Here is a 20,966-nt window from a genome sequence, read left to right as displayed (position 1 = left end):
GTCGGCCTGGGGCGAGGCCAGCCTGGGCGAAGCGCGCCTGCCGGTGCCTGAAGTGCTTGCGTATTTCACAATACGGCAGACGGCCGATCCCGGGCGGTAGCTATAATCCTCCGTCGCCGCCATGCGGTAACCATACTGGTATTGCTTCAAGAACGGGTTTTGCCGAATGAATTCCATTGCTGTGATCTGGCGCCAGAAAAACTACCTGACCGCGCTGATTGTCGCCGCGGCGGCGGTCCTCTGGCTGCTGAGCGGCCTGCTCCGCCCCGCTGGCGATAACGCGTCCGCCGTCCGCGGGGGCGACGGGCCGGAAGTCCTACCCGTCACCGTGCGGGCGCGACGGATAGAGGCCCGACCCTATACGACCCTGGTCAATATCAATGCCCATACTGAGGCCAACCGCAGTGTGCGGCTCCGCGCCGAGCTGGACGGGGTGATCACTGCTGTGCCGGTGGCGGAGGGGCGGGCGGTGCGTCAGGGCGAGGTGATCTGCCGCCTGGAAGCAGAGGACCGCCCCCAGCGCCTGGAGCGGGCGCGCTCCGCATTGCGCAAGGCGGAACTGGATATCGCCGGCGCCCGCAAACTGCACAAGAAGGGGCTGCTATCCGAGACTGAACTGGCCGGGCAGGAGGCCTCAGTGGCCAGTGCCCGCGCCGAGTACGAGCGGGCCCGGGTGGAGATGGAAAACCTGCAGATCCGGGCCCCCTTTGCCGGTGTGGTGAACCGGCGGGCGGTGGAGCTCGGCGACTTCATCCGCCGCGGCGAGGAGTGCGCGACCCTGCTCGACCTGGATCCCGTCCTCGTGGTGGGCGAGGTTTCCGAAGGCGTGGTAGGCGACCTGGTCCCCGGCCGGCCAGCTGGCGCTGAACTGCACGACCGCACCAGGGTTGAAGGGCGCCTGCGTTACGTCAGCCGGGATGCGCACGAGACCACCCGGGCCTACCGGGTGGAAGTGGAGGTCGATAATCCGAAAGGGCAGTTGCGTGCCGGCCTCAGTGGTCGCCTGGCCCTGCCTACCGGCGAGGTGCGGGCCCACCTGATCAATTCCTCCCTGCTGACCCTTGACGACCGCGGCGAGCTGGGCGTGCGGCACCTGGACCGGGAGAACCGGGTCCTGTTCTCCACCGTGACGCTGGTCGGTGATGGCCGTGAGGGCGTCTGGGTTACCGGGCTGCCGGAGCGGACCACGCTGATCACCGTGGGCCAGGAGTACGTGACGCCGGGCCAGGTGGTCAGTGTCGAGTTCGAGGACGGGCAGTCCGGCTTGCCGGCGCCGGAGCCCGACGGACAGGCGGCCATCCGGCCGGTGGCCGGTGACGGCGAGGACCGGCCATGAGTGTTCTCGACACTGCCGTGTCCCGGGCCCGCAGTACTATCAGCCTGATGCTGCTGGTGGTGCTGGTGGGGGTGGTCGCCCGACAGATGATGACCATCGAGACCAATCCCGAGGTCAATCCCCCGTTTGTAATTGTGCAGGTGCGCCACGAGGGTATTTCCCCGGAGGATGGCGTGCGCCTGCTGGTGCGTCCCCTGGAGCAGGAGATTCGCGCCCTCGAGGGGGTGGAGGAGATGATCGCCACGGCGCGGGAGTCCCTGGTATATCTCGTGGTGGAATTCGACACGGCGACGCCGGTGGACGATGCCCTGGACGAGGTCCGCAATGCCGTGGACCGGGCCCGCGCGGAGCTGCCGCGGGACGCTGACGAACCCATCGTGGAAGAGGCCGCTGCCCAGCCCTTCCCGGCTATCGTGGTGACGCTTGCCGGCGAGGGCGTGGGAGAGCGGACCCTTCTCCAGTCGGCTCAGCACCTGCAGCGGCGCATAGAAAATATCAGCGAGGTACTGAGCGCCGACCTGGGCGGCAACCGCGAGGAAGTGGTTGAGGCGATCATCGATCCGGTGCGCCTTGAGCACTACGGGATCACCAGCGGCCAGCTGATCAATGCCGTGCTCGGCAATAACCTGCTGATTCCCGCCGGCGAACTGCTTACCGAGCGCGGCCGGTTCTCGGTAAAGGTGCCGGGCCTGATCGAGACCGCGCGCGATGTCTACGGCATCCCGGTTAAATCGTCGACTGATGGGGTGGTGACCCTGGGTGACGTCACCGACATTCGCCGCACCTTCAAGGATCCCATCAGTTATACCAGCGTCAACGGCCGCCCCGGGCTGGCCATTAATGTGGAAAAGCGCAATGACGCCAGCTCAGTGGCGCTGGCAGACCGGGTGCGCGAGGTGGTCAATGGGGAGCTGGACCAGCTGCCCCGTGGTGTCGAGGTGAATTTCGTCTTCGACCAGTCGCAATTTGCGCGTGACATGGTCAGTGAGATGGAGGGCAATATCCTCACGGCCATGTTGCTGGTGATGATCATCGTCGTCGCCGCCCTGGGTTTCCGCTCGGGTATGCTGGTGGGGCTGGGGATTCCCTTCTCGCTGCTGTTCGGCTCGATCATCACCTGGTACCTGGGCTTCTCATTCAATTTCATGGTGATGTTCGGCATGCTGCTGGCCTTGGGCATGCTGATCGATGGTTCCATCGTCATCACCGAGTATGCGGACCGCAAGATGGCCGAGGGCATGTCGGCGCGGGTCGCCTACACCCTTTCGGTGCGCCGCATGTTCTGGCCGGTGGTGGCCTCAACCGGCACCACCCTGGCGGCCTTCCTGCCAATCATGTTCTGGCCCGGCGTGGTGGGCGACTTCATGCGCTACCTGCCGGTAACCGTGTTCGCGGTGCTGGCGGGCTCACTGCTGTATGCGCTGTTTTTTGCCCCGGTACTGGGCAGCCTGTTCGGCAAGGGCAGCCTGGACGCGGAGACGCGCCAATACCTGAAGCAGCTGGAGAGTGGCCAGCCGACGGCGCTCACCGGTCTCACCGGCGTGTTTGCCCGGCTGCTGGACCGGCTGGTGCGTCGGCCGCTGCTGGCTTTCGGTGGCGTGGTGCTGATGCTGGCCGGCATCATTGTTGCGTATGGTTCTTTCGGGGCCGGAGTCGAATTTTTTACGGATACGGAAGAGCAGTACGGCAATGTCGCGGTGCGGGCCCAGGGAAACCTGTCGGTTCCGGAGCAGCGCGCGCTGGTCGCCGATGTCGAGAAAGCGGTGCTCGAGGTGCCCGAGGTCCGGATCGCCTATACCGCCGTCGGCTCCGGCGGGCTCTCCGGCAACCGCGACCGGGCCCCGGACCAGATCGCTAACATCCTGGTCGAGCTCTATCCCGCACAGCAACGTGAGCGCCGTAGTCGCGAGATCTTCGCCGACCTGCGCCAGCGGACTTCGGTTTTTTCCGGCATCAAGGTGACCGCAAATGTTTTCGAGGGCGGCCCGCCGGTGGGCAAGGCGATTGTGCTGGAGCTGCGCGGCCGGGATTACGACCAGTTACTGGCGGAGACCTGGCGCTTGCACCGGGCACTGGAAGGCGAATTCAAGGGGCTGCGCGATATCGTCAACACGGCACCGCTGCCCGGTATCCAGTGGGAAGTACAGGTGGATCGCACCAAGGCGGCCCTGTACGGCGCGGACCTGACAGAAGTGGGGCGCGCCGTGCAGCTGGTTACCAATGGGGTGCGCATGGCGGAATACCGCCCCGACGACAGTGACGAGGAGGTGGATATCCGCATCCGCTACCCGGAAAGTGCACGCGGCATTGCCGCGCTCGATCGCCTCAAGGTCAATACGCCGGGTGGCGCGGTACCGGTAGGCAGCTTCGTCGATACCCGGCCCAGGCCGAAAGTGGACAAGATCGAGCGCATCAACGGCGTTACCCGCATGCAGGTCAAGGCGGATGTGGAAGAGGGTGTGCTCGCCGACGACAAGGTGCGGGAGATCCGGGCCTGGCTGGAGGATAACCCGGTGGCGGCCGATGTCGAGCTGTTATTCCGCGGTGCGGACGAGGAGCAGAATGAATCCATGGCGTTCCTGGGCGTGGCGTTCCTGCTGTCCCTCTTCCTGATGTTTATCCTGCTGGTGACGCAGTTCAACAGCTTTTACCAGTCACTGCTGATCCTGTCGTCCGTCGTGATGTCCACGATCGGCGTCTTGCTGGGGTTGCTGGTCACGCAGACCACGTTCAGCGTCATCATGACCGGCGTGGGCATTGTCGCCCTCGCGGGCATCGTGGTGAATAATAATATCGTCCTGATCGATACCTACAATTTTGTCCGTAACAGCGAGCCGGCGCTGTCCCCTGCCGCGGCGGCGGTGAAGGCATCGGCGCAACGCCTGAGGCCGGTATTCCTCACCACCGCCACCACGATTCTCGGTCTTCTCCCCCTGGCCCTGGGGGTGAGTGTGGATATGCTCGGCCGCAATATCGTGGTGGGAGGGGTGATTGCCTCATTCTGGGTGCAGCTGGCGAGTGCGATTGTCTACGGACTGACATTTTCCACCCTGCTGACTCTGGTCGTTACCCCCATCATGCTGGTGCTGCCGGGGCAACTGAAGGAAAGCCTGTCCCACCTTATGCCACCGCGCATCCGCGGCCACCAGTGGGGAGAGGGCTGAGAGAAGGGCGATGACCGGAGCGGTGAGGTCCGCCAATCCATATCGCCGATAAAAAATAAAGTAAGGGAGTTTTCTATGGCTGAATCAGCCTGGCCCGGGCCGGTAAGGGCCCGGGCCGATGAGCTGCAGGGTGAGCTGGGAAGGGAAATTGACCGGTTTATTGCCGCGCACCAGCTGCCGGACTCCTTCAGGCAGGTGATCGTCGGTTACTACCTGCCGCTCGCAGTCTGGCTTGCGGGCCAGCGCGAGGAGGGCAGGACCCTGGTTGTCGGCATCTGCGGGGGGCAGGGCTCCGGCAAGTCGACCCTCACTGACTTCCTGCGGATGGTCTGGCGCGCACTGGGTCTCGAGAGCGCGGGTTTTTCCCTCGACGATATTTACCTTACCCGCAACGACAGGCGGCAACTCGCCCGGCGAGTGCACCCGCTCCTGGCCACCCGGGGAGTACCCGGTACCCATGATGTAGGGCTCGGAATCGAAACCCTCGATGCCCTTGCGGGCAAGAGTGGCGCACGCAATGTAGCCATACCCGTTTTTGACAAGTCGATCGATGACCGGGCGCCGGTAGACTCCTGGCCGGTCTCCCGCGTACCGGTGGATATCCTGCTGTTCGAGGGCTGGTGTGTCGGTGCCCGTCCCTGGCAGGCCGACGACGACCCGGTAAATGATCTGGAGCGCAGTGAGGATGCCGACGGCAGCTGGCGCAACTATATCCGCGAGCAGCTGGATGGCCCCTACCGGTCCCTGTTTGCCCGCCTGGACCTGCTGGTGATGTTGCAGGTGCCCGGTATGGAGAGCGTACTGGAGTGGCGGCGCCTGCAGGAGCATAAACTCCGCGAGCGCACTGGCCGTGGCATGACCGACGCGGAAATAGCCAGGTTCGTCCAGCATTATGAACGGGTCACCCGGCACCTGCTGGCAGAGATGCCCGACCGGGCTGACTGCGTACTGAAGCTGGACCGCCATCACCGCATCTGCGCCCTGCAGCTGAACCCGGCCCCCGGAGGAGATTCGTGAGCGAATGACGGAAGATATATGTCTGCTGTCGCAAACGAAAAACCCCGGCAACTTGCCGGGGTTTCCGTGACAGGTAACCGGTTACGGATACCTGGTGACAGGCCTGGTCGGGTTACTTGCTCTTGGGCGGGCGACCCGGTCCACGCTTGGCAGTGCTCTTTTTGGCCGCTGCTTTCTTCGGCCGGCCGGGACCGCGCTTGGCGGTAGACTTCTTGGTGGCCGCTTTCTTGCTCGCAGCTTTCTTGGTTGCTGCCTTCTTGGTTGCTGCCTTCTTGGGGCGTCCGGGGCCTTTCTTCGCAGCCTTTTTGGCTTTAGCTGCAGCCTTCTTGGCTTTGGCAGCGGCTTTCTTCTTCGCTGCAGCTGCTTTCTTCTTCTCGGCAGCAGCTTTTTTCTTGGCGGCCGCGGCAGCCTTCTTCTTCTCAGCAGCGGCCTGCTTCTTGGCAGCAGCGGCGGCCTTCTTGGCCTCGGCAGCGGCTTTCTTCTTGGCCTCGGCGGCAAGCTTCTTGGTTACCGCTGCCTCTTCCTTGGCTACAGCCTTGGCAACCTTGGCTGCCATCTTGTTGTCTTCCTTGATGCTGGCCAATTGTGCCTTGGCATCCTGCGCGGTCGCCTTGGCATTGTCAGCGGCCTTCTTGGCAGCTGCAGCAGCACTTCTGGCGGTAGCCAGCTGACGCTGTTGCGCTGCGGTTTTCTTCTTGGCGCGAACGGTTTTCAGTTTTTCTTGTGCCGCCTTGGCCTTCTTGGCCGCCTTCTCGGCTTCCTTGGCTGCCTTCTCGGCAGCTTTTGCCGCGTCTTTTTCCTGTTTCTCGCGAGCCTGGTCCAGCTTGGCCTTGAGCGAGTTCAGTTCGGTTTCCAGCTTGTTTACATCGCTGACCGAGCCAGTGGATTTTTTGCGTGCCGGAGCGGCCTTTTTCTTACGTGCAGCCATAAAATATCCCTGTAATTTAATGTTGTCGTGGACGAAAAAAATTCATCGCGCTAATTGCATCGTATTTATATAATAAATTGCAAGTTTTTTCGGGCCAATATGACCTTTTATGGCTAATTTTAAGGGAATTTTTACTTTCACGGCTTTCAGCTGGCTCTGGGGTTGTGGATTTTTCGCATTTTTCCAGTGGGCTTTGCAGGATCGACTGGCATGGCTGGCACTGGTGCTGACCAGCTGGGGCCTGCCGGCATGGATGCTGTTACGCTATCTGCGTCCCACAGTTTTTGCCGGTGATGATCGGGAGTCGCCGGCGCTCGCGGTAGTTCTGGCAGGACTGGCAGTTGCCCTGTTGGCCGACACCGAGCGAGGTGCTCCACTTTATCTCTCGCTTCTCAACCTGGGCCTGGTGCTGGTTTACCTTTTCCACGCATCGTCTGTGCACCATGGACCGATGCCCGATATCGACACACTCTTTCCACGCCTGCAAAGTATTAACAAGCCAGGCGATGAGATCCGGGACCGGCTGCACCAATACGAGGCAGGCGGCGCGCTGGTGATCATCGCGCGCGGGAGTTTTTGTGGCAGTAGCAGGAAACTGGTTGCTGAGCTGGCAGGGCTTGAGCCGGCGTTGGAGAAGCATGGTGCGATCGGGGTGGTGCTGACAGCAGAGCCGGCGGATCACTGGACAGCAGGTGCTCCCCGCGATAGCGGGCGTACCAATTTCCTTACGGTGGCTGCGGGGAGTGGGGACGCTTCCACTTTTTTTGTGGAGCCGGGCGGAGTTCCCCTGTGGGTGCGGCTGCTGGGGATCAGGAGGGCGGGCCGGCGCCGGAGAAGTGGGTTCGGGGCTTGCCGGCCGTCCCTGTGGTTGGTTGATCGCGACGGCTATGTCCTGTGGCGGCATCTGCCGGCGAATTACCGCCAGCCGGGTGACAGCGCGCTACTGCGGGCCCAGCTGTCGCGACTCGAGCCGGACGACTGAGCGGGCAGCATAACCGGGGAGGAAATTACAGCGGTCCGTAGGGCAGGTAGCGATTGTCGGAGTGCTCGCGTATCCACAGCAGTTGTTCGCGGCTGAGCGGGGCCTTGCGCCGGCGCAGGGTTTTTGCCAGCGGAATCACCGGGGACTCGGGGCCGCCATCCCAGCCCGGCAACTGTGCTTCAGCCAGGGTAAAGAAGCGAATCAGCTCCCACAGCTGATCATCCTGCCAGGACTCGCTTTCCTGCAGCCACTGGGTGGCGGGCAGGCGCATTAGCGCAGAGGCCCCCTGGTCGGCGAGGCTCAGCGACTCGCGCAGCTGGTCGCCCTGTTGCAATGCGTGGATAAATCGCTCGAGCTGAGCGCGGTCGATCGATTCGGGGGCGTCGCCCTCTTGCTGGTTTTCCGGTTCCCAGGCTCCAACACTCATCTCAAGTACCTCCTTGCAGAAATCATTTACCGGGCATTATAACGGGAGCGGGCCACCCGGTCGCAGTATGGCGGCGTTGCCGCAGCAGATGGCTTGTCTCGGGCGGGCAAACCTGCGTAAATCATGGCTGGCTCCCGCCCGAAGGCCGGCGTGGCCGGCCTTCCACTTTCCATGCGATCGCGGTCAGGGAAACGACTGCTGCCACGATCGCAGCCTTTAACCGCTCTAGAAGACGAGGTGATGATGCAGTTTATTGCCCAACCGCTCCCGGCAACAAAGCGGGTGGCACTGGTGGCCCACGACAATCGCAAGCAGGCCCTGATCGACTGGTGCCGCGAGCACCGGGAGTTGCTGGGGAGGCACCAGCTGCTGGCCACCGGTACCACCGGCACTCGTATTCAGGAGGCTACCGGGATGGAAGTGCAGAAGCTTTTCAGTGGCCCCCTGGGCGGGGACCAGCAACTGGGGGCCAAGATCTGCCAGGGAGAAATCGACCTGCTGGTGTTCTTCTGGGACCCGTTTGAGCCCATGCCCCACGATCCGGATGTAAAGGCCCTGCTGCGCATTGCCGCCGTGTGGAATATACCGGTGGCCTGTAACTCCAGCAGTGCGGATATGATCGTGCGGTCCACCCTGATGGAGGAGAGCTTCGAGCGCGAGGTGCCGGATTACCAGGCATACCAGAGGGCCAGGTAGCGCAATTTTTGACCAAAAAATGTGCAATCGCGGCTGGTTAAGGCTGTAACCTGTTGATTTGGCAGGATCTTTTCCTCGGGTGAACGTTGCCCTTGCAAAGCTCGCCATTTCGGGGCAATCTTGCCCACCTGATCAGACCGGTCAATCCGGCGCCAAACGCATTAGTTAATTGTACGGTGTTTTATGAGTAGACGACGCGGTAAGGCCGTAGAAGAGGAAAAAGCAGATATCGACCTGACGCCCATGCTGGACGTGGTGTTTATCATGCTGATCTTCTTTATCGTGACGGCGTCCTTTGTGAAGGAGAAGGCGCTGGACGTGAACGTGCCGGATCCCAATGAGACCGAGCAGACCCCGCCGGACCCGGACAAGCAGAATATCCTGCTGACTGTGGATGCGAACGACGAGATCTACATGGGTGCCAGCCGCGTTGACTCCCGTGCAGTCCGCGCCCGTATCGCGCAGCTGTTCGCCGAGAACCCGCAGGCTATCGTGATTGTGCGCGCACACAACAAGTCCAGTGCCGAGACTTACGTGACCATCGCCGACGCGGCCAAGGAAGTGAATTCCAACATCCAGGTATCCCTGGTGCCCTTCGGGGACTGATCTCCCGGGATCCTGCCTCTGGCCTTCGGGCCGGACATAAAAAAGCCAGCAACTGCTGGCTTTTTTTTTGCCCGGATCCGGGCAGCGGGATTCCCGCTGCCCACCGCAATACCTCAGAACTCCGAGCGAATAGCCCACAGGTCGGGGAAGACCGGCCGGAACAGGGTGCCCTGCAGGTAGCCGACCCCACTGGAGCCGCCGGTGCCCATCTTGCTGCCGATGGTGCGCTCCACCATCTTCACATGGCGGTAACGCCACTGCTGCAGGGAAGTGTCGATATCCACCAGCGCCTCGCAGATCTCGCTGATCAGCGGGTCATTGCGGTAGACATCGATCAGCACGTTCTGCACGGCGCTGGACGGCTCCGCTACCTGGCTGTAGTCGCGGTTGAGGACGCTTGCCGGGATCTTGTGTCCTTCCTTGGCGAGAAAATTCAGGAATGCGTCCCAGAGAGTCGGGGCCTCGAGTCGCTTCTCCAGGCGGGCGCGGTGTTCGGATCCCCGGGGATAATTCTCCAGCTTCTTCGCGTCCTTGGCCCCGTAGACAAATTCCAGCTCGCGGAACTGGTACGACTGGAAGCCGCTGGCGGTGGAAAGCCGGTCCCGGAAAGACATGAACTCGAGTGGGGTGAGGGTCTCGAGTATGTCCACCTGCTGGATCAGGGTCCGGTAGATGGTGTCAATCCGCTTGAGAGTATGCAGGGCGCGGTACTTCTCGCCGCCGTTGAAGAGACCCATCAGGAAATCCAGCTCGTGCAGCACCTGCTTGAACCAGAGCTCGTAGCTCTGGTGAATTATGATAAAGAGCATTTCATCGTGCTCGGGGCCATCTGACAGGGGGTGCTGGCACTGGAGTAGCTCGTCGACTTTGAGGTAGGAACTGTAGGTAACGGTCATGGGTCAATCTGGTCCGGTTATTATTTGATCAGTTGCGAAATAATGCTCTCTTTGCGCACGGTGGTTCAAAACTAAAATTGCACAAAAAAGCTTAGTATTGGGCACATTATAAGGTCTGGAGCCATTCGAATGAAAAACACTGCACAAAACCTGCGAATCGATGGCACCCGTCTGTGGGACAGCCTGATGGAGATGGCCCGTATCGGCGCCACGCCGGCCGGCGGCTGCAATCGCCAGGCCCTGACCGACGAGGATCGCGAGGGCCGCGACCTGTTCGTGCGCTGGTGCCGCGAGGCGGGCTGCGAGATCCGGGTCGACCGGATGGGCAATATCTTCGCCCGTCGCCCGGGCCTCGAGAGTGACGCCCCGCCGGTGATTACCGGCTCGCACCTGGACACCCAGCCCACGGGGGGCAAATTCGACGGCGTTTACGGCGTACTGGCGGGCCTGGAGGTAATCCGGACCCTGGAACAGCACGGAGTGCAGACCCGCGCCCCACTGGAGGTGGTGGTGTGGACCAACGAGGAGGGCGCGCGCTTTTCACCGGCGATGATTGGCTCCGGCGTCTGGGCGGGTGAATTCAGCCTGGAGTACGGTCACGGCCGCGAAGACAAATCCGGCAGGACCATCGGCGCCGAGCTTGAGCGGATAGGCTACCGGGGTGAGGTGCCCGCGGAGCCTTTCCCCATCGCCGCCGCCTTCGAGGCCCATATCGAGCAGGGCCCCATTCTCGAGAAGGAGGAGCAGGTGATCGGGGTTGTGACCGGCGTACAGGGTATCCGCTGGTACGACGTGACCTTCCACGGCACCCCCTGCCATGCCGGGCCGACGCCCATGGAAGACCGGCGCGACCCGGTACAGGCCCTGTCCAGGTTGTGCGAGCGCCTGTACGGTGAGGTGAAAGCTTACAGTGAGGAAGCCCGCATGACCTGCGGTGACCTCCGGGCCGAGCCGGGCAGCCGCAATACGGTACCGGAGAAAGTGGTGCTGGCGCTGGACCTGCGCCACCCGGAACCCGAGGGTCTGGAGCACCTGCACCGGGCGCTCCAGCGCGTGGCAGAGGAGGTGCAGGAGGCCACCGGCTCTACGATCGAGATCCGCGAGGAATGGCACTCGCCGCCGGTGGCCTTCGACCCGCAATGTATCGATGCGGTGAACTCCGCGGTGGAGAACCTCGGTTACAGCCACCGCAAGATGGTCTCTGGGGCCGGCCACGACTCCGTGTACGTATCGCGGGTGGCGCCGGTGTCGATGATCTTTGTGCCCTGCGCCGGCGGCCTGTCCCACAACGAGGCCGAGTCGGCCGAGCCCGGGCACCTGGAGAAGGGCTGTAATGTCCTGCTGCAGGCGATGCTGGACCGCGCCGGCATCGCCTGACAGATAAAAACGAGAAGCCGGCCGGCCAGCGCCAGCCGGGTGATAAGCAGTTAACTGGAAAGACCTGACATGAGTGAATTCACCCTCCGTCGCCGCCTGGAAAACGGCGGTACAAAACCCCTGCAGAAGTGGGGCATGGATTCCGAGTACGGCACCCTGCGCGACGTGTTGATCGGGCCGGTGGACAATTTCAGCTGGCGTACCGGCAATGCCAGCGCTCGCCGCGCCGAGCGCCTGGGCATGAAGTTCGACCACAAGGTGGCGGCCGCCCAGCACGCGGAAATGGTCGACGCCTACCGCCACGCGGGAGTGAACACTCACATCATTCCCGCCGACAGCACGCTGCCCTACCAGATCTACGGCCGCGATTCCTCGGTGATGACCCCCTGGGGCCCTATTGTCACGCAGATGTACAGCCCCTGGCGGCGCGGGGAGTGGGCGCCGATCGTCAAGCTGTACCAGGAGCTGGACATCCCCATCTACGACATCATCACCGCCGGCTCATTGGAAGGTGGCGACTTCATGGTGCTGGAGCCCGGCGTCATCCTGTGCGGCTATTCCGGCGAGCGCACCAGCCCGCAGGGCTTCGAGCAAATGAAGGGCTGGATCGAGAAGGAGGGCTGGGAAGTGAAGGGCTACCCGTTCGATCCCTTTTTCCTCCACATCGACGTGATGGTGGCCATGCTGGCCGAGAAACTGGCGGCCATCTGTGTGGACGCCGTGGAGCCGGAGCTGGTGCAGTGGTTCCGCGACCGCAATATCGAGATCATCGACATTCCCTTCCCGCAGGTGCTGGAGCTGGGGGTCAACGTGGTGGCCCTGGGCGAGGACCGCGTCATGCTGCCGAAGGCCAACAAGGGGCTGGCGGAGAAGTGCCGGGCCCACGGCCTGGAAGTGATCGACCCGGATATCTCCATGATCACCCCCGGCGGGGGCGGGGTGCACTGCATGTGCCAGCCGCTGCGCCGCGATTTCGTGGGGCAGTGAGCAACCACTGACTGACGCCGCCCCCGGGGCGGCGTTTTGCATTGAGGGCTTCGGGGCGACGGCACGTCCGGTCAACCGCAGTGATCGAATCGGGACTCCCATGCCGCGGCCCAGCGGCTAACATAGGCACTATCACGGCGCCGGCGAGCAGGCCGCTGCCTGTCCACAGACTTCAATCGGAGATGCCCATGCAGAGCTCATGCGCAGAAATCCAGGCACAGGTTACCGACCGGGTGCTGGAAATCACCATCGTACGTCCCGACCGCAAGAATGCCCTGACCATGGCCATGTACTCGGCCATGGCGGACCTGCTCAACTCGGCTGTCGACGATCGCGAGATCCGGGTGGTGGTGATAACCGGTACCGAGGGCGTGTTTACCAGTGGTAACGACCTGATGGACTTCCTCGGCGGCTCGGCCTCCAGCGAGGAGTCGCCGGTATTCCAGTTCATGGTGGCGCTGTACAACTTCCCCAAGCCGGTAATCGCCGCGGTGAACGGCCCGGCCGTGGGCATAGGCACCACCATGCTGCTGCACTGCGACATGGCCTTCGCCGGTGACGACGCCATGTTCCAGATGCCGTTCGCCAACCTGGGCCTGTGCCCGGAATACGGCTCCAGTTACTTCATGCCGCGCATCATGGGCCATGCGAAGGCCGCGGAACTGCTGCTGCTGGGCAAGAAGTTCGGTGCCGATGAGGCCGTGGAGCTGGGTATCTGCAATGCGGCGGTGCCGGCGGCCGACGCCCTGGTGCAGGCGCGCCTGACGGCCGCCGAACTGGCCACGCGGGCCCCCGAGGCAATCAGGCTCACCAAGCAACTGCTGCGCCAGGGCACCCACGACCAGGGCCTGCAGGTAATCCAGGAGGAGGCGCTGCACTTCCAGAAGCGCCTGCAGACCGAGGAATTCAAGGAGGCCGCGACCGCCTTCATGGAAAAGCGGCCGGCGGATTTCTCGCGTTTCTGAGTTTCCCGCCATGCGGCCCGCGCCTGGGCCGTCCCACAGGGGACTGGCTCAGGTGACGGGACTGCCGGTGTCGCCGTTGCGGATAAATGGCGGCGCCTCGTAGGCGCTATAATCGACGGTCTCGCTCTGCCAGTTCAGCGGCTGGTCCTCGCGCCGTTCCCGGATGGTCTTGCCGAACACGCTGAAGTGGATTTCTTCCATCAGCTCGGTAAGTTCGCGGTTGTCAGTCAGCCCGAAGAAGACCCCTGCCTGCATGAAGCCCTCCAGCCGGTGCCGGTCTGCCGCCGGGGTGCGGTAACCGCTCTTCGAGGCGGAAAACATGCGCCGCAGGCGCGACTCCACTTCTGCCAGGTACTGGTCTCTGTCCATTCAGTTTCCCCCGTGCACTAAGTCGGATGAAGTTGCAGCTGGCATTGCCGCTAGTGGAATTTCACCGCTGTGCCACTGACACTCACCATCATCATCGCGCCGTCCGGGCCGACCACTTCGTAATCGATATCGATCCCGACGATGCCCTCGGCACCCAGGCTGCGGGCCTGGTCCTCCATCTCCTTGAAGGCAATCGCCCGCGCCTTGCTCATTTCCTTCTCATAGGCTGCCGCACGGCCGCCGACGAAATCGCGAATAGCGCCGAAAAAATCCTTGAAGACATTGGTACCCATGATGGCTTCGCCCGCGACTACATCGAGATATTCGCGGATCTGCCTGCCGTCGACAGTAGGGGTGGTTGTCCTGAGCATTTCGGCCTCCTGTTTCTTTATGGACAGCAGATTACCGCAAGCGTGCGCCGGCCGTCGAGTTGTGGGCTGGTAGCCGCCGGCAGCGTGGTTATCGTCAATAGGTCGGGGTGATCAGTATCTCCCGAACCGTGGCGCGAGGCTCTGCGTTGACCGCAAACAGTACCGCCCTGGCGACATCCTCCGGATCGAGTTTGTCCGGCTTGGGCTCGTCGAAGAATTCCGTGTTCACCATGCCCGGCGCAATCACCGTACAGCGCCCGTCCCACTCCTCCATCTCTTCTGCCAGGTTGGCGCCGAAGCCGTGCACGAACCACTTGGACGCGCCGTAGATGGAACCCTTGAGCGAGATCCGCCCTGCCTGGGATCCGGTCATGATGAAATGGCCCTTCGTCTTGCGCAGGTGGGGGAGGGTGAGCTTCGCGGTCCACAGCAGGGCGCGGATATTGACGTCGATCAGCTGCTGCCATTCGTCCGGGTCGCCCTGTTCTGTGCCTGGCTGGTCCAGTCCCGTGCCGGCGTTGGCGAATACGATATCCAGCCTGCCGAAGTGATCGATGGCCGTATCCACAACCTGCTTGAGCTGCCCGAACTGGGTGAGGTCGGCCGGTACCGTGAGCGTCTTATCCGCGCCCAACTCTGTAGCGAGCGACTCGAGAGCCTCCTTGCGCCTGGCGGTTATCACCACCTTGATTCCGTCCCGAGCGGCAATCCGGGCTGTGGCCCTGCCTATACCGCTCGAGGCGCCTGTTATTAACATTACCCTGTCACTCATTTCTGGCTCTCCTTGTTTCCCCGCGTGCGCCGGAGGATTGCGCGCCCGGCGAGGACTGCCTGCGAGGCTAGCGGGCGATAATGCCAGGTATCACTTTAGAAGAGCCGTCGCGCGGGTGGGGGGCGGCATGAGGCCGTACGTGCCGGCCGGAGAGGAGTGGCGTCGAGAGCGTCGCAGGACGATAGTCCCCGTAGTCGCCAAGGGCCGCTAACGGGGGCCCTGGACCGGGTAGGGAGTGCCTCTCAAATCGCTAACCGATCCAAGGGGTATCGATGAGAACCCAATTGGGCGAGCTCTAATTGGCCAGTGCAAATTCTATTTTGCGTCGGTCCATATCCACACGTACAACGCGCACTTCGATGGCATCGCCAATGGCGAACCTGGTATTGCTACGCTCGCCGGTAAGGCATTGCCTGCCGGCATCAAAGTGGTAATAGTCCTTTTTCAGTGCAGTCACGTGTACCAGGCCTTCAACCTGTATATCGTCAAGCTCGATAAACAGGCCAAAGTTAGTGACGCTACTGACGTGGCCGGGGAAGGTCTCGCCAACAAAGTCCTGCATGAATTCGCACTTCAGCCAGGCTTCTACATCCCAGCTCGCCTTGTCGGCGCGGCGCGAGGCGTTGGAACAGTGTTCCGCAAGGGTCTCCATTGCCGCCATGTCGTAGGGGTAGCTCTTATGGGGCGCGAGGATTTCCGCGCTGTCAAAACGCTGCACCATTGCCTTGCCCGCGCCGAAGATGGACTTAAGCGCCTGGGGCAAAATGGTACGTTGCCCTGGCTGGCGGATTACCGAGCGAATGGCCCTGTGTACCATCAGGTCCGGATACCGGCGAATGGGGGAGGTAAAGTGCGCGTAGGCGGAATAGGCGAGGCCAAAATGGCCGCGGTTATCCGGACTGTACTCCGCCTGGCTGAGAGACCTCAGCATCATGGTGCGAATGGTTTGCGCATCGCTGCGCTGACCTGCCTGGGTCAGTAGCTGGTCGAAATGCGCGGGGCGCGGCTTGTTACCGCCGGCCAGCCTGAGTCCCCTGGCGTCAAGGAAAGCGCGCAGGGTCGTCAGCTTCTTGTCCTGGGGGCCTTCGTGCACCCGGTACAGCGCCGGCATCTTCTGTTGCTTGAGGAAGTCTGCCGTCGCCACATTTGCGCTCAGCATGAACTCCTCGATCATCTTGTGTGCATCATTGCGGATGACGGGTACTATTTTTTCAATCTTGCGGTCTTCGGTGAACCTGAATTGCACTTCCGGTTTCTCAAAATCCATCGCGCCGCGTTTTGTCCGGGCTCTTTTCAATACCGCGTATAGCTGGTGCAGGGTGTGGATGTGCTGTCCCGTTCCCTGCAGTTTGCGAGCGGTCTTGCGACCCAGGTTTGACTCCGGTGATGTCAGGAACGCGTTTACCTGGTTGTAAGTGAGGCGGGCGTGAGAGTGGATAACACCTTCTGAAAAGGTGTAACCGGTCATTTTCCCGGATCTGCTGATGGTCATCTCACAGACCATAACCAGCCGGTCTACCTGTGGATTGAGCGAACAGAGTCCGTTAGAGAGTGATTCCGGCAACATAGGTACCACGCGGCCGGGAAAGTATACGGACGTCGCGCGCTTGCGGGCTTCCTGGTCCAGCGCACTTCCGGGGGCGACATAGTGTGAAACATCCGCAATTGCCACGAACAGGCGCCAGCCACCGGATGCCACACTTTCACAGTAGACGGCATCATCGAAGTCCTTGGCGTCCTCACCGTCGATGGTCACAAACGGCAGCTTTCTCAGGTCGGCACGGTGCAGCTTGTCTGCCTCGGGTACCTCACTTCCCAGTTTTTTCGCCGCCAGCAGGGCATCCTGCGGCCAGCTGTGGGGAATGTCGTGGCTGCGGATTGCCACATCGATCTCCATGCCGGGGCCCATGGAGTCCCCCAGCACTTCGGTTATGCGCCCGAATGCATTGTAGCGGCGGCTCGGGAACTCGGTGATCTCTACAGAGATGTACTGCCCGGGCTTCGCGCCGATCAATTCGTCACGATCGAGGTCAATCTCATGGGCAATACGACTGTTTTCCGGTTTCAGAAAATAGTGGTCATCTTCAAACTGCAAGCGCCCGACCAGGTGGGTGGTGTTGCGCTCAATTACATTGACAATAACGCCGAGCTTGCGTCCACGCCGGTCGGTACCACTGATGCGGGCCTGCACACGGTCACCGTCAAAGACAGTCAGCATTTCGTTGTCCGATAAGAACAGGTCTTCTTCCTGTGCATCGCTGCTAAGGAAGCCGAAACCATCCGGGTGGCCGATGACACGGCCGCTTACCAGGTCCTCTGCTTTAACCAGGCTGTAGCCTCGGCGACGATCAAAGTGGATCTGTCCATCGCGCTCCATCGCCCGCAACCTGCGGCGCAATGCCTCTTTCTGCTCGTCGCTGTTGAGGTCAAGGACTGTTGCCAGCTTCTCACGATCAAGTGCTTTTTTATTGTTCTCGAGCAGGCTCATGATGAACTCACGCGCGGGAATTGGATGGCTGTATTTTTCAGCATCGCCGGGATTAAACGCAGCTACTGGGGCTTTTCTCATAAAATTCTCTCGGGAAAACCGCCAATAAAATTGCGCTTGGTGAGAACTTGAGTGATGTGGCAGGGCAGATCAGGTGTTACTCGGCAAGATATGCAGGCGGAATGGCTCAACGGCGTTGAGCGGGTATTACTACAGGCCATTCAGACTGTCACCAGTCTGAAGGCCGGTCTTTCAGGTTGGAAGACCCGGAGGTGGGTTCTCAACCGAGGTGGCATCCGGGCCACCCAGCAGCGGACCTTTGCAGGCCCGGCTGTAAATGTGAGCCTGTTGGCTCAGACACAAACAATGTTTTCAGCTTGCGGGCCTTTGGGACCCTGAGTTACGGAGAACTCAACGGCCTGGCCTTCGGCCAGGGTCTTGAAGCCTGAACTCATAATCGCGCTGAAGTGGGCGAACACGTCAGGGCCGGACTTCTGTTCGATAAAGCCAAAGCCTTTGGACTCGTTAAACCACTTAACAGTGCCGGTAGTTGTATTGGACATGGTAATTTCCTGTAAACAAATAAATACAAGCCTTCATGAGGCATGAATAGCAAAAAAAGACTGGAATTTAGAAGCTACAGGACGAAGAACTACTGGGATGCGACGAAACTGAGGATTTTAAACTAGAGGCTTACTTTTGACTGTTGACACTGTAGAACCCCCTGTTAACGAAGTCAAAGCTTTTCTCGGAAGACTTGGTGGATACAGGGTTCCTGAAGGCCTGGGACCTGGGGAGATGGCGCGCATTGGTAGAACCCGGCGGTTTAAGAATGGCTTCGTCAGTGGGGGCGCTGAAATCTCTGATGGCGGGAGTGATTCGTCGCTACGCTCCTCACCCCTGCGTGGCGGCCTGCGGCTGTCTTAGCGCGCATGGGGCGCTGATCGAACCCTGCGCTAAGCGTTCCATGCTCGCTCCGTCAGCATGTGCGGTCGCGACCGGGAGTTCTCGATGGCGGGAGTGATTCGTCGCTACGCTCCTCACCCCTTCGGGGCAGCCTTTGGCTGTCTTAACGCGCTGGCGCGCGTTGATCGAACCCTGCGCTTTGCGTTCCCCTCTCGTCAGCTCGGCCAAATTAAAAAAGCCCGCTACCTTGCGGTAGCGGGCTTTTTTAATTTGGTGGAGATGGCGGGAGTCGAACCCGCGTCCGTCAGCACTCTGCCATGAGCTCTACATGCTTAGATCCATCTATTGATTTAGCCGCATACAGCCCGATGGGCAGGACGTAATTGGCGAGCCTGTTGAAGTTTTAACCCATCCCCGACAGGCGCGGTTCAGGGCGATCCAGTTCTGTATGACAGTCTACAGCGCGGTACTGGAACCTTGCTGAAGGCTGCTAAGGGACGAACCCTTAGTAGTGCTTCACAGGCTGCTTACGCAGCGAGTTGGGCACCGTAGTTGTCGTCGTTGGCAACTAATAAAATGCAGCTTTGGATTTACGTGATTGGCTGCCATCACGGCATGCACCCATGGTTTCGTCACCGGCGTCGAATCCAAGTCATCCCCGATAGAAACCATGCGTTTCTTAGGCCAATGATACCAGAAATAGTTCCGGCACAATACGGTAGCGGGGCCTTTATCAGACCCCGCGGTCGCGATCAGCCCACCAGCACCGACTGGGCGAAGGCGGCCAGGATCAGCAGTGGGCAGACGATGCGCACGTACCAGGGCCAGACCCGCCAGAATAGGGTGGTCTCGATGTTCTCATGGCCCTTCTTCAGCTCCGTGAGCAGCTGGTCACGGCGCCAGATCCAGCCCGCGAATACACACAGTGCCACACCCAGTAGTGGCTGGCCGTACTCGGTGCTGATACTGATCACCAGGCCGAACAGGGCGTCGAAATTGAAGATGATCAGGGTGCTGATGGCGAAAATGACCAGTCCTACCAGCAGGGTCGCGCCACGGCGGCGCAGGCCCAGGTTCTCGATGGAGAAGGCCACCGGAACCTCCAGCATGGAGATGGAGGAGGTGAGGGAGGCGATGGTCATCAGGGCGAAGAAGGCAATGGCCACGAACAGGCCGGCGGTGCCCATGGTGTCGAACAGGGCCGGCAGCACCTGCAGGATCAGGCCGGGGCCGGCGATCAGTTCGCCGCCCTCGGAGAAGATCTGGGTGCCCGCCTCCTGCGCCACGTACATGGCGGGCAGGATCAGCAGGCCGGCGGTAAAGGCAATACCCACGTCGATGATGGTTACCAGGGCGCCGAGCCGCGGCAGGCTCTCCTGTTTGCTCAGGTAGGAGCCGTAGATCAGCATGGTGCCCACACCCAGCGACAGGGAGAAGAAGGCCTGGCCCATGGCCGAGATCAGCAGTTCCGGGGACAGGAGGCTGAAGTCGGGCATCAGGTAGACCTCGAGGCCGGTCATGGCGCCGGGCTGGGTAAGTACGTAGACGATGAGCAACAGCAGCAGGATGATCAGCGCGGGCATGAGCAGGGTGGACCAGCGCTCGATGCCTTTCTCCACGCCGCTGGCGATGATGACCATGGTCATGATGCTGAACATGCCGGTGAACAGCAGGTTGCGCGATACGCTGCTGCCGGTCAGCCATTCCGCTGCGCCGGTTGCCCCGGAAATCGCGGCGAAGGGCTCCACCAGGTAGGCGAACATCCAGCCGGCGACGATGGAGTAAAAGCTCAGGATCAGCGAGGCGACAATAATGCCGCCGAAGCCGGTGATATTGGCGAACAGCCGGCTGAATGGGCCGATGGCGACACCCCGCAGGGCCTGCACCATGTTGCTGCGGGCGTGGCGGCCGATGGTGAGTTCGGCCATCAGGGCCGGGTAGGCGAGCAGGAAGGCCAGGACCAGGTAGACCACCACAAAGGCGGCGCCGCCATTACCGGCAGCCTTGGTGGGGAAGCCCCAGATATTGCCGAGACCCACGGCGGAACCCGCCGCGGCCATCAGGAAACCCACATTGGAGCTGAACTGTCCTCTCGGTGCACTCATAGTAAATCTCTTCGTTATTCTTATCGGTACTTCTTACAGCTACTTCCAGGGCCGGGACAGTCTGTCGCGGCCCGTCAGCGGTGGTCGGTGCGCATCAGGCGCTGCTTCTCGCGGTTCCAGTCCCGCTTCTTCTCGGTCTCCCGCTTGTCGTGCATGGCCTTGCCCTTGGCCAGTGCGACCTCGCACTTGATCAGGTGTTTCTTCCAGTACAGGGCCGTGGCGACCACGGCGTAGCCTTTCTGGTCGACGGCGGCAATCAGCTTGGCCAGCTCCCGCTTGTTGAGCAGCAGGCGCCGCGTGCGGTCGGGCTCGGTGACGAAATGGGTGGAGGCACTGGGTAGCGGCTGGATGCGGGCACCCAGCAGCCAGGCCTCACCGTTCTTGAAGATCACGTAGCTGTCGGTCAGCTGCGCCTTGCCCTCGCGGCAGCTCTTCACCTCCCAGCCCTGCAGCTCCATGCCGGCCTCGAACTTCTCCTCGATGAAGTAGTCGTGCCGCGCCCGCTTGTTCAGTGCGATGGTGCTGGAGGTGTTTGCGCTTTTCTTTTTGGCCATGAGAACAACTTGTGCCTGAT

Annotated in this window: 20 protein-coding genes and 1 other RNA gene; 10 read left to right on the top strand and 11 right to left on the bottom strand. The window is 61.5% G+C overall.

The genetic code is table 11. The features are described 5' to 3' along the window. Positions 1–166: 166 nt before the first annotated feature. The 3 genes from BLT26_RS05840 to BLT26_RS05830 all read left to right on the top strand — a co-directional run bounded on the left by BLT26_RS05840 (position 167) and on the right by BLT26_RS05830 (position 5,517). On the top strand, positions 167–1,336 hold the full coding sequence (locus BLT26_RS05840) for an efflux RND transporter periplasmic adaptor subunit (protein WP_091510068.1): 1,170 nt from the start codon (positions 167–169) through the stop codon (positions 1,334–1,336). Next, positions 1,333–4,500: an efflux RND transporter permease subunit gene (locus BLT26_RS05835; protein WP_091510064.1), complete on the top strand. Its 3,168-nt coding sequence runs from the start codon at positions 1,333–1,335 to the stop codon at positions 4,498–4,500. The genes BLT26_RS05840 and BLT26_RS05835 overlap by 4 nt, the downstream gene beginning before the upstream one ends. Positions 4,501–4,575: 75 nt before the next feature. Beyond that, positions 4,576–5,517: a hypothetical protein gene (locus tag BLT26_RS05830; RefSeq protein ID WP_175453036.1), complete on the top strand. Its 942-nt coding sequence runs from the start codon at positions 4,576–4,578 to the stop codon at positions 5,515–5,517. Between the two features lie 112 nt (positions 5,518–5,629). Here the strand turns inward: BLT26_RS05830 and BLT26_RS16465 are convergent, their stop codons facing one another. Continuing rightward, positions 5,630–6,445, bottom strand: a complete 816-nt coding sequence (locus BLT26_RS16465; RefSeq protein WP_245720607.1) for a hypothetical protein — start codon at positions 6,443–6,445, stop codon at positions 5,630–5,632. Between the two features lie 193 nt (positions 6,446–6,638). On the opposite strand from BLT26_RS16465, the gene BLT26_RS05820 reads away from it, so the two are divergent. Continuing rightward, positions 6,639–7,427 (top strand): hypothetical protein, encoded by a 789-nt coding sequence (locus tag BLT26_RS05820; RefSeq protein WP_091510060.1) that lies wholly within the window; start codon positions 6,639–6,641, stop codon positions 7,425–7,427. A gap of 25 nt (positions 7,428–7,452) precedes the next feature. Here the strand turns inward: BLT26_RS05820 and BLT26_RS05815 are convergent, their stop codons facing one another. Then, a complete protein-coding gene (locus BLT26_RS05815) occupies positions 7,453–7,854 on the bottom strand; it encodes a hypothetical protein (protein ID WP_091510056.1) in 402 nt (133 codons plus the stop codon). Between the two features lie 243 nt (positions 7,855–8,097). Here BLT26_RS05815 and BLT26_RS05810 point away from each other — a divergent pair, with 243 nt between their 5' ends. Continuing rightward, positions 8,098–8,550: a methylglyoxal synthase gene (locus tag BLT26_RS05810; RefSeq protein WP_091511038.1), complete on the top strand. Its 453-nt coding sequence runs from the start codon at positions 8,098–8,100 to the stop codon at positions 8,548–8,550. 183 nt (positions 8,551–8,733) lie between these two features. After that, positions 8,734–9,156: an ExbD/TolR family protein gene (locus BLT26_RS05805; RefSeq protein ID WP_091510052.1), complete on the top strand. Its 423-nt coding sequence runs from the start codon at positions 8,734–8,736 to the stop codon at positions 9,154–9,156. A gap of 113 nt (positions 9,157–9,269) precedes the next feature. Here BLT26_RS05805 and BLT26_RS05800 read toward each other — a convergent pair whose 3' ends face one another. Continuing rightward, entirely contained in the window at positions 9,270–10,052 is a 783-nt protein-coding gene (locus tag BLT26_RS05800; RefSeq protein ID WP_091510049.1) for a tryptophan 2,3-dioxygenase, read from the bottom strand. A gap of 129 nt (positions 10,053–10,181) precedes the next feature. Between BLT26_RS05800 and BLT26_RS05795 the strand changes: the two genes are divergently transcribed. The 3 genes from BLT26_RS05795 (at position 10,182) to BLT26_RS05785 (ending at position 13,381) form a co-directional block, all read left to right on the top strand. Beyond that, on the top strand, positions 10,182–11,429 hold the full coding sequence (locus BLT26_RS05795) for a Zn-dependent hydrolase (protein WP_091510046.1): 1,248 nt from the start codon (positions 10,182–10,184) through the stop codon (positions 11,427–11,429). A 69-nt stretch (positions 11,430–11,498) separates the two neighbouring features. Continuing rightward, entirely contained in the window at positions 11,499–12,416 is a 918-nt protein-coding gene (locus tag BLT26_RS05790) for a dimethylarginine dimethylaminohydrolase family protein (RefSeq protein WP_091510043.1), read from the top strand. Between the two features lie 188 nt (positions 12,417–12,604). After that, positions 12,605–13,381, top strand: a complete 777-nt coding sequence (locus tag BLT26_RS05785; protein ID WP_091511035.1) for an enoyl-CoA hydratase — start codon at positions 12,605–12,607, stop codon at positions 13,379–13,381. A 48-nt stretch (positions 13,382–13,429) separates the two neighbouring features. Here the strand turns inward: BLT26_RS05785 and BLT26_RS05780 are convergent, their stop codons facing one another. The 5 genes from BLT26_RS05780 to BLT26_RS05760 all read right to left on the bottom strand — a co-directional run bounded on the left by BLT26_RS05780 (position 13,430) and on the right by BLT26_RS05760 (position 17,944). After that, positions 13,430–13,750 (bottom strand): hypothetical protein, encoded by a 321-nt coding sequence (locus BLT26_RS05780; protein WP_091510039.1) that lies wholly within the window; start codon positions 13,748–13,750, stop codon positions 13,430–13,432. Between the two features lie 50 nt (positions 13,751–13,800). Then, positions 13,801–14,121 (bottom strand): heavy metal-binding domain-containing protein, encoded by a 321-nt coding sequence (locus tag BLT26_RS05775; protein WP_091510034.1) that lies wholly within the window; start codon positions 14,119–14,121, stop codon positions 13,801–13,803. Between the two features lie 94 nt (positions 14,122–14,215). Further along, complete coding sequence (locus BLT26_RS05770) at positions 14,216–14,893, bottom strand: SDR family oxidoreductase (protein WP_091510031.1); 678 nt, start codon at positions 14,891–14,893, stop codon at positions 14,216–14,218. 295 nt (positions 14,894–15,188) lie between these two features. Continuing rightward, complete coding sequence (rnr, locus tag BLT26_RS05765; RefSeq protein WP_091510027.1) at positions 15,189–17,462, bottom strand: ribonuclease R; 2,274 nt, start codon at positions 17,460–17,462, stop codon at positions 15,189–15,191. Positions 17,463–17,734: 272 nt separating this feature from the next. Then, a complete protein-coding gene (locus BLT26_RS05760; protein WP_091510024.1) occupies positions 17,735–17,944 on the bottom strand; it encodes a cold-shock protein in 210 nt (69 codons plus the stop codon). A gap of 448 nt (positions 17,945–18,392) precedes the next feature. Here BLT26_RS05760 and BLT26_RS16460 point away from each other — a divergent pair, with 448 nt between their 5' ends. Next, positions 18,393–18,608 (top strand): hypothetical protein, encoded by a 216-nt coding sequence (locus tag BLT26_RS16460; protein WP_175453035.1) that lies wholly within the window; start codon positions 18,393–18,395, stop codon positions 18,606–18,608. Here BLT26_RS16460 and ssrA read toward each other — a convergent pair. The 3 genes from ssrA to smpB all read right to left on the bottom strand — a co-directional run bounded on the left by ssrA (position 18,559) and on the right by smpB (position 20,946). Further along, positions 18,559–18,947, bottom strand: a transfer-messenger RNA (tmRNA) gene (gene ssrA / locus BLT26_RS05755). The two genes, BLT26_RS16460 and ssrA, sit on opposite strands and share 50 nt — an antisense overlap. A gap of 92 nt (positions 18,948–19,039) precedes the next feature. Then, the gene (locus tag BLT26_RS05750; protein ID WP_091510020.1) at positions 19,040–20,392 is read right to left on the bottom strand and encodes a sodium-dependent transporter; all 1,353 of its coding nucleotides are present in this window, start codon (positions 20,390–20,392) and stop codon (positions 19,040–19,042) included. Between the two features lie 74 nt (positions 20,393–20,466). Next, positions 20,467–20,946, bottom strand: coding sequence for an SsrA-binding protein SmpB (smpB, locus tag BLT26_RS05745; RefSeq protein ID WP_091510016.1), 480 nt, complete (start codon positions 20,944–20,946; stop codon positions 20,467–20,469). Between the last annotated feature and the right edge of the window lie 20 nt (positions 20,947–20,966).

This window comes from Microbulbifer yueqingensis, assembly GCF_900100355.1.
GTDB classification, from domain to species: Bacteria; Pseudomonadota; Gammaproteobacteria; order Pseudomonadales; family Cellvibrionaceae; genus Microbulbifer; species Microbulbifer yueqingensis.
This window is presented reverse-complemented; position numbering and strand designations above follow the sequence as displayed.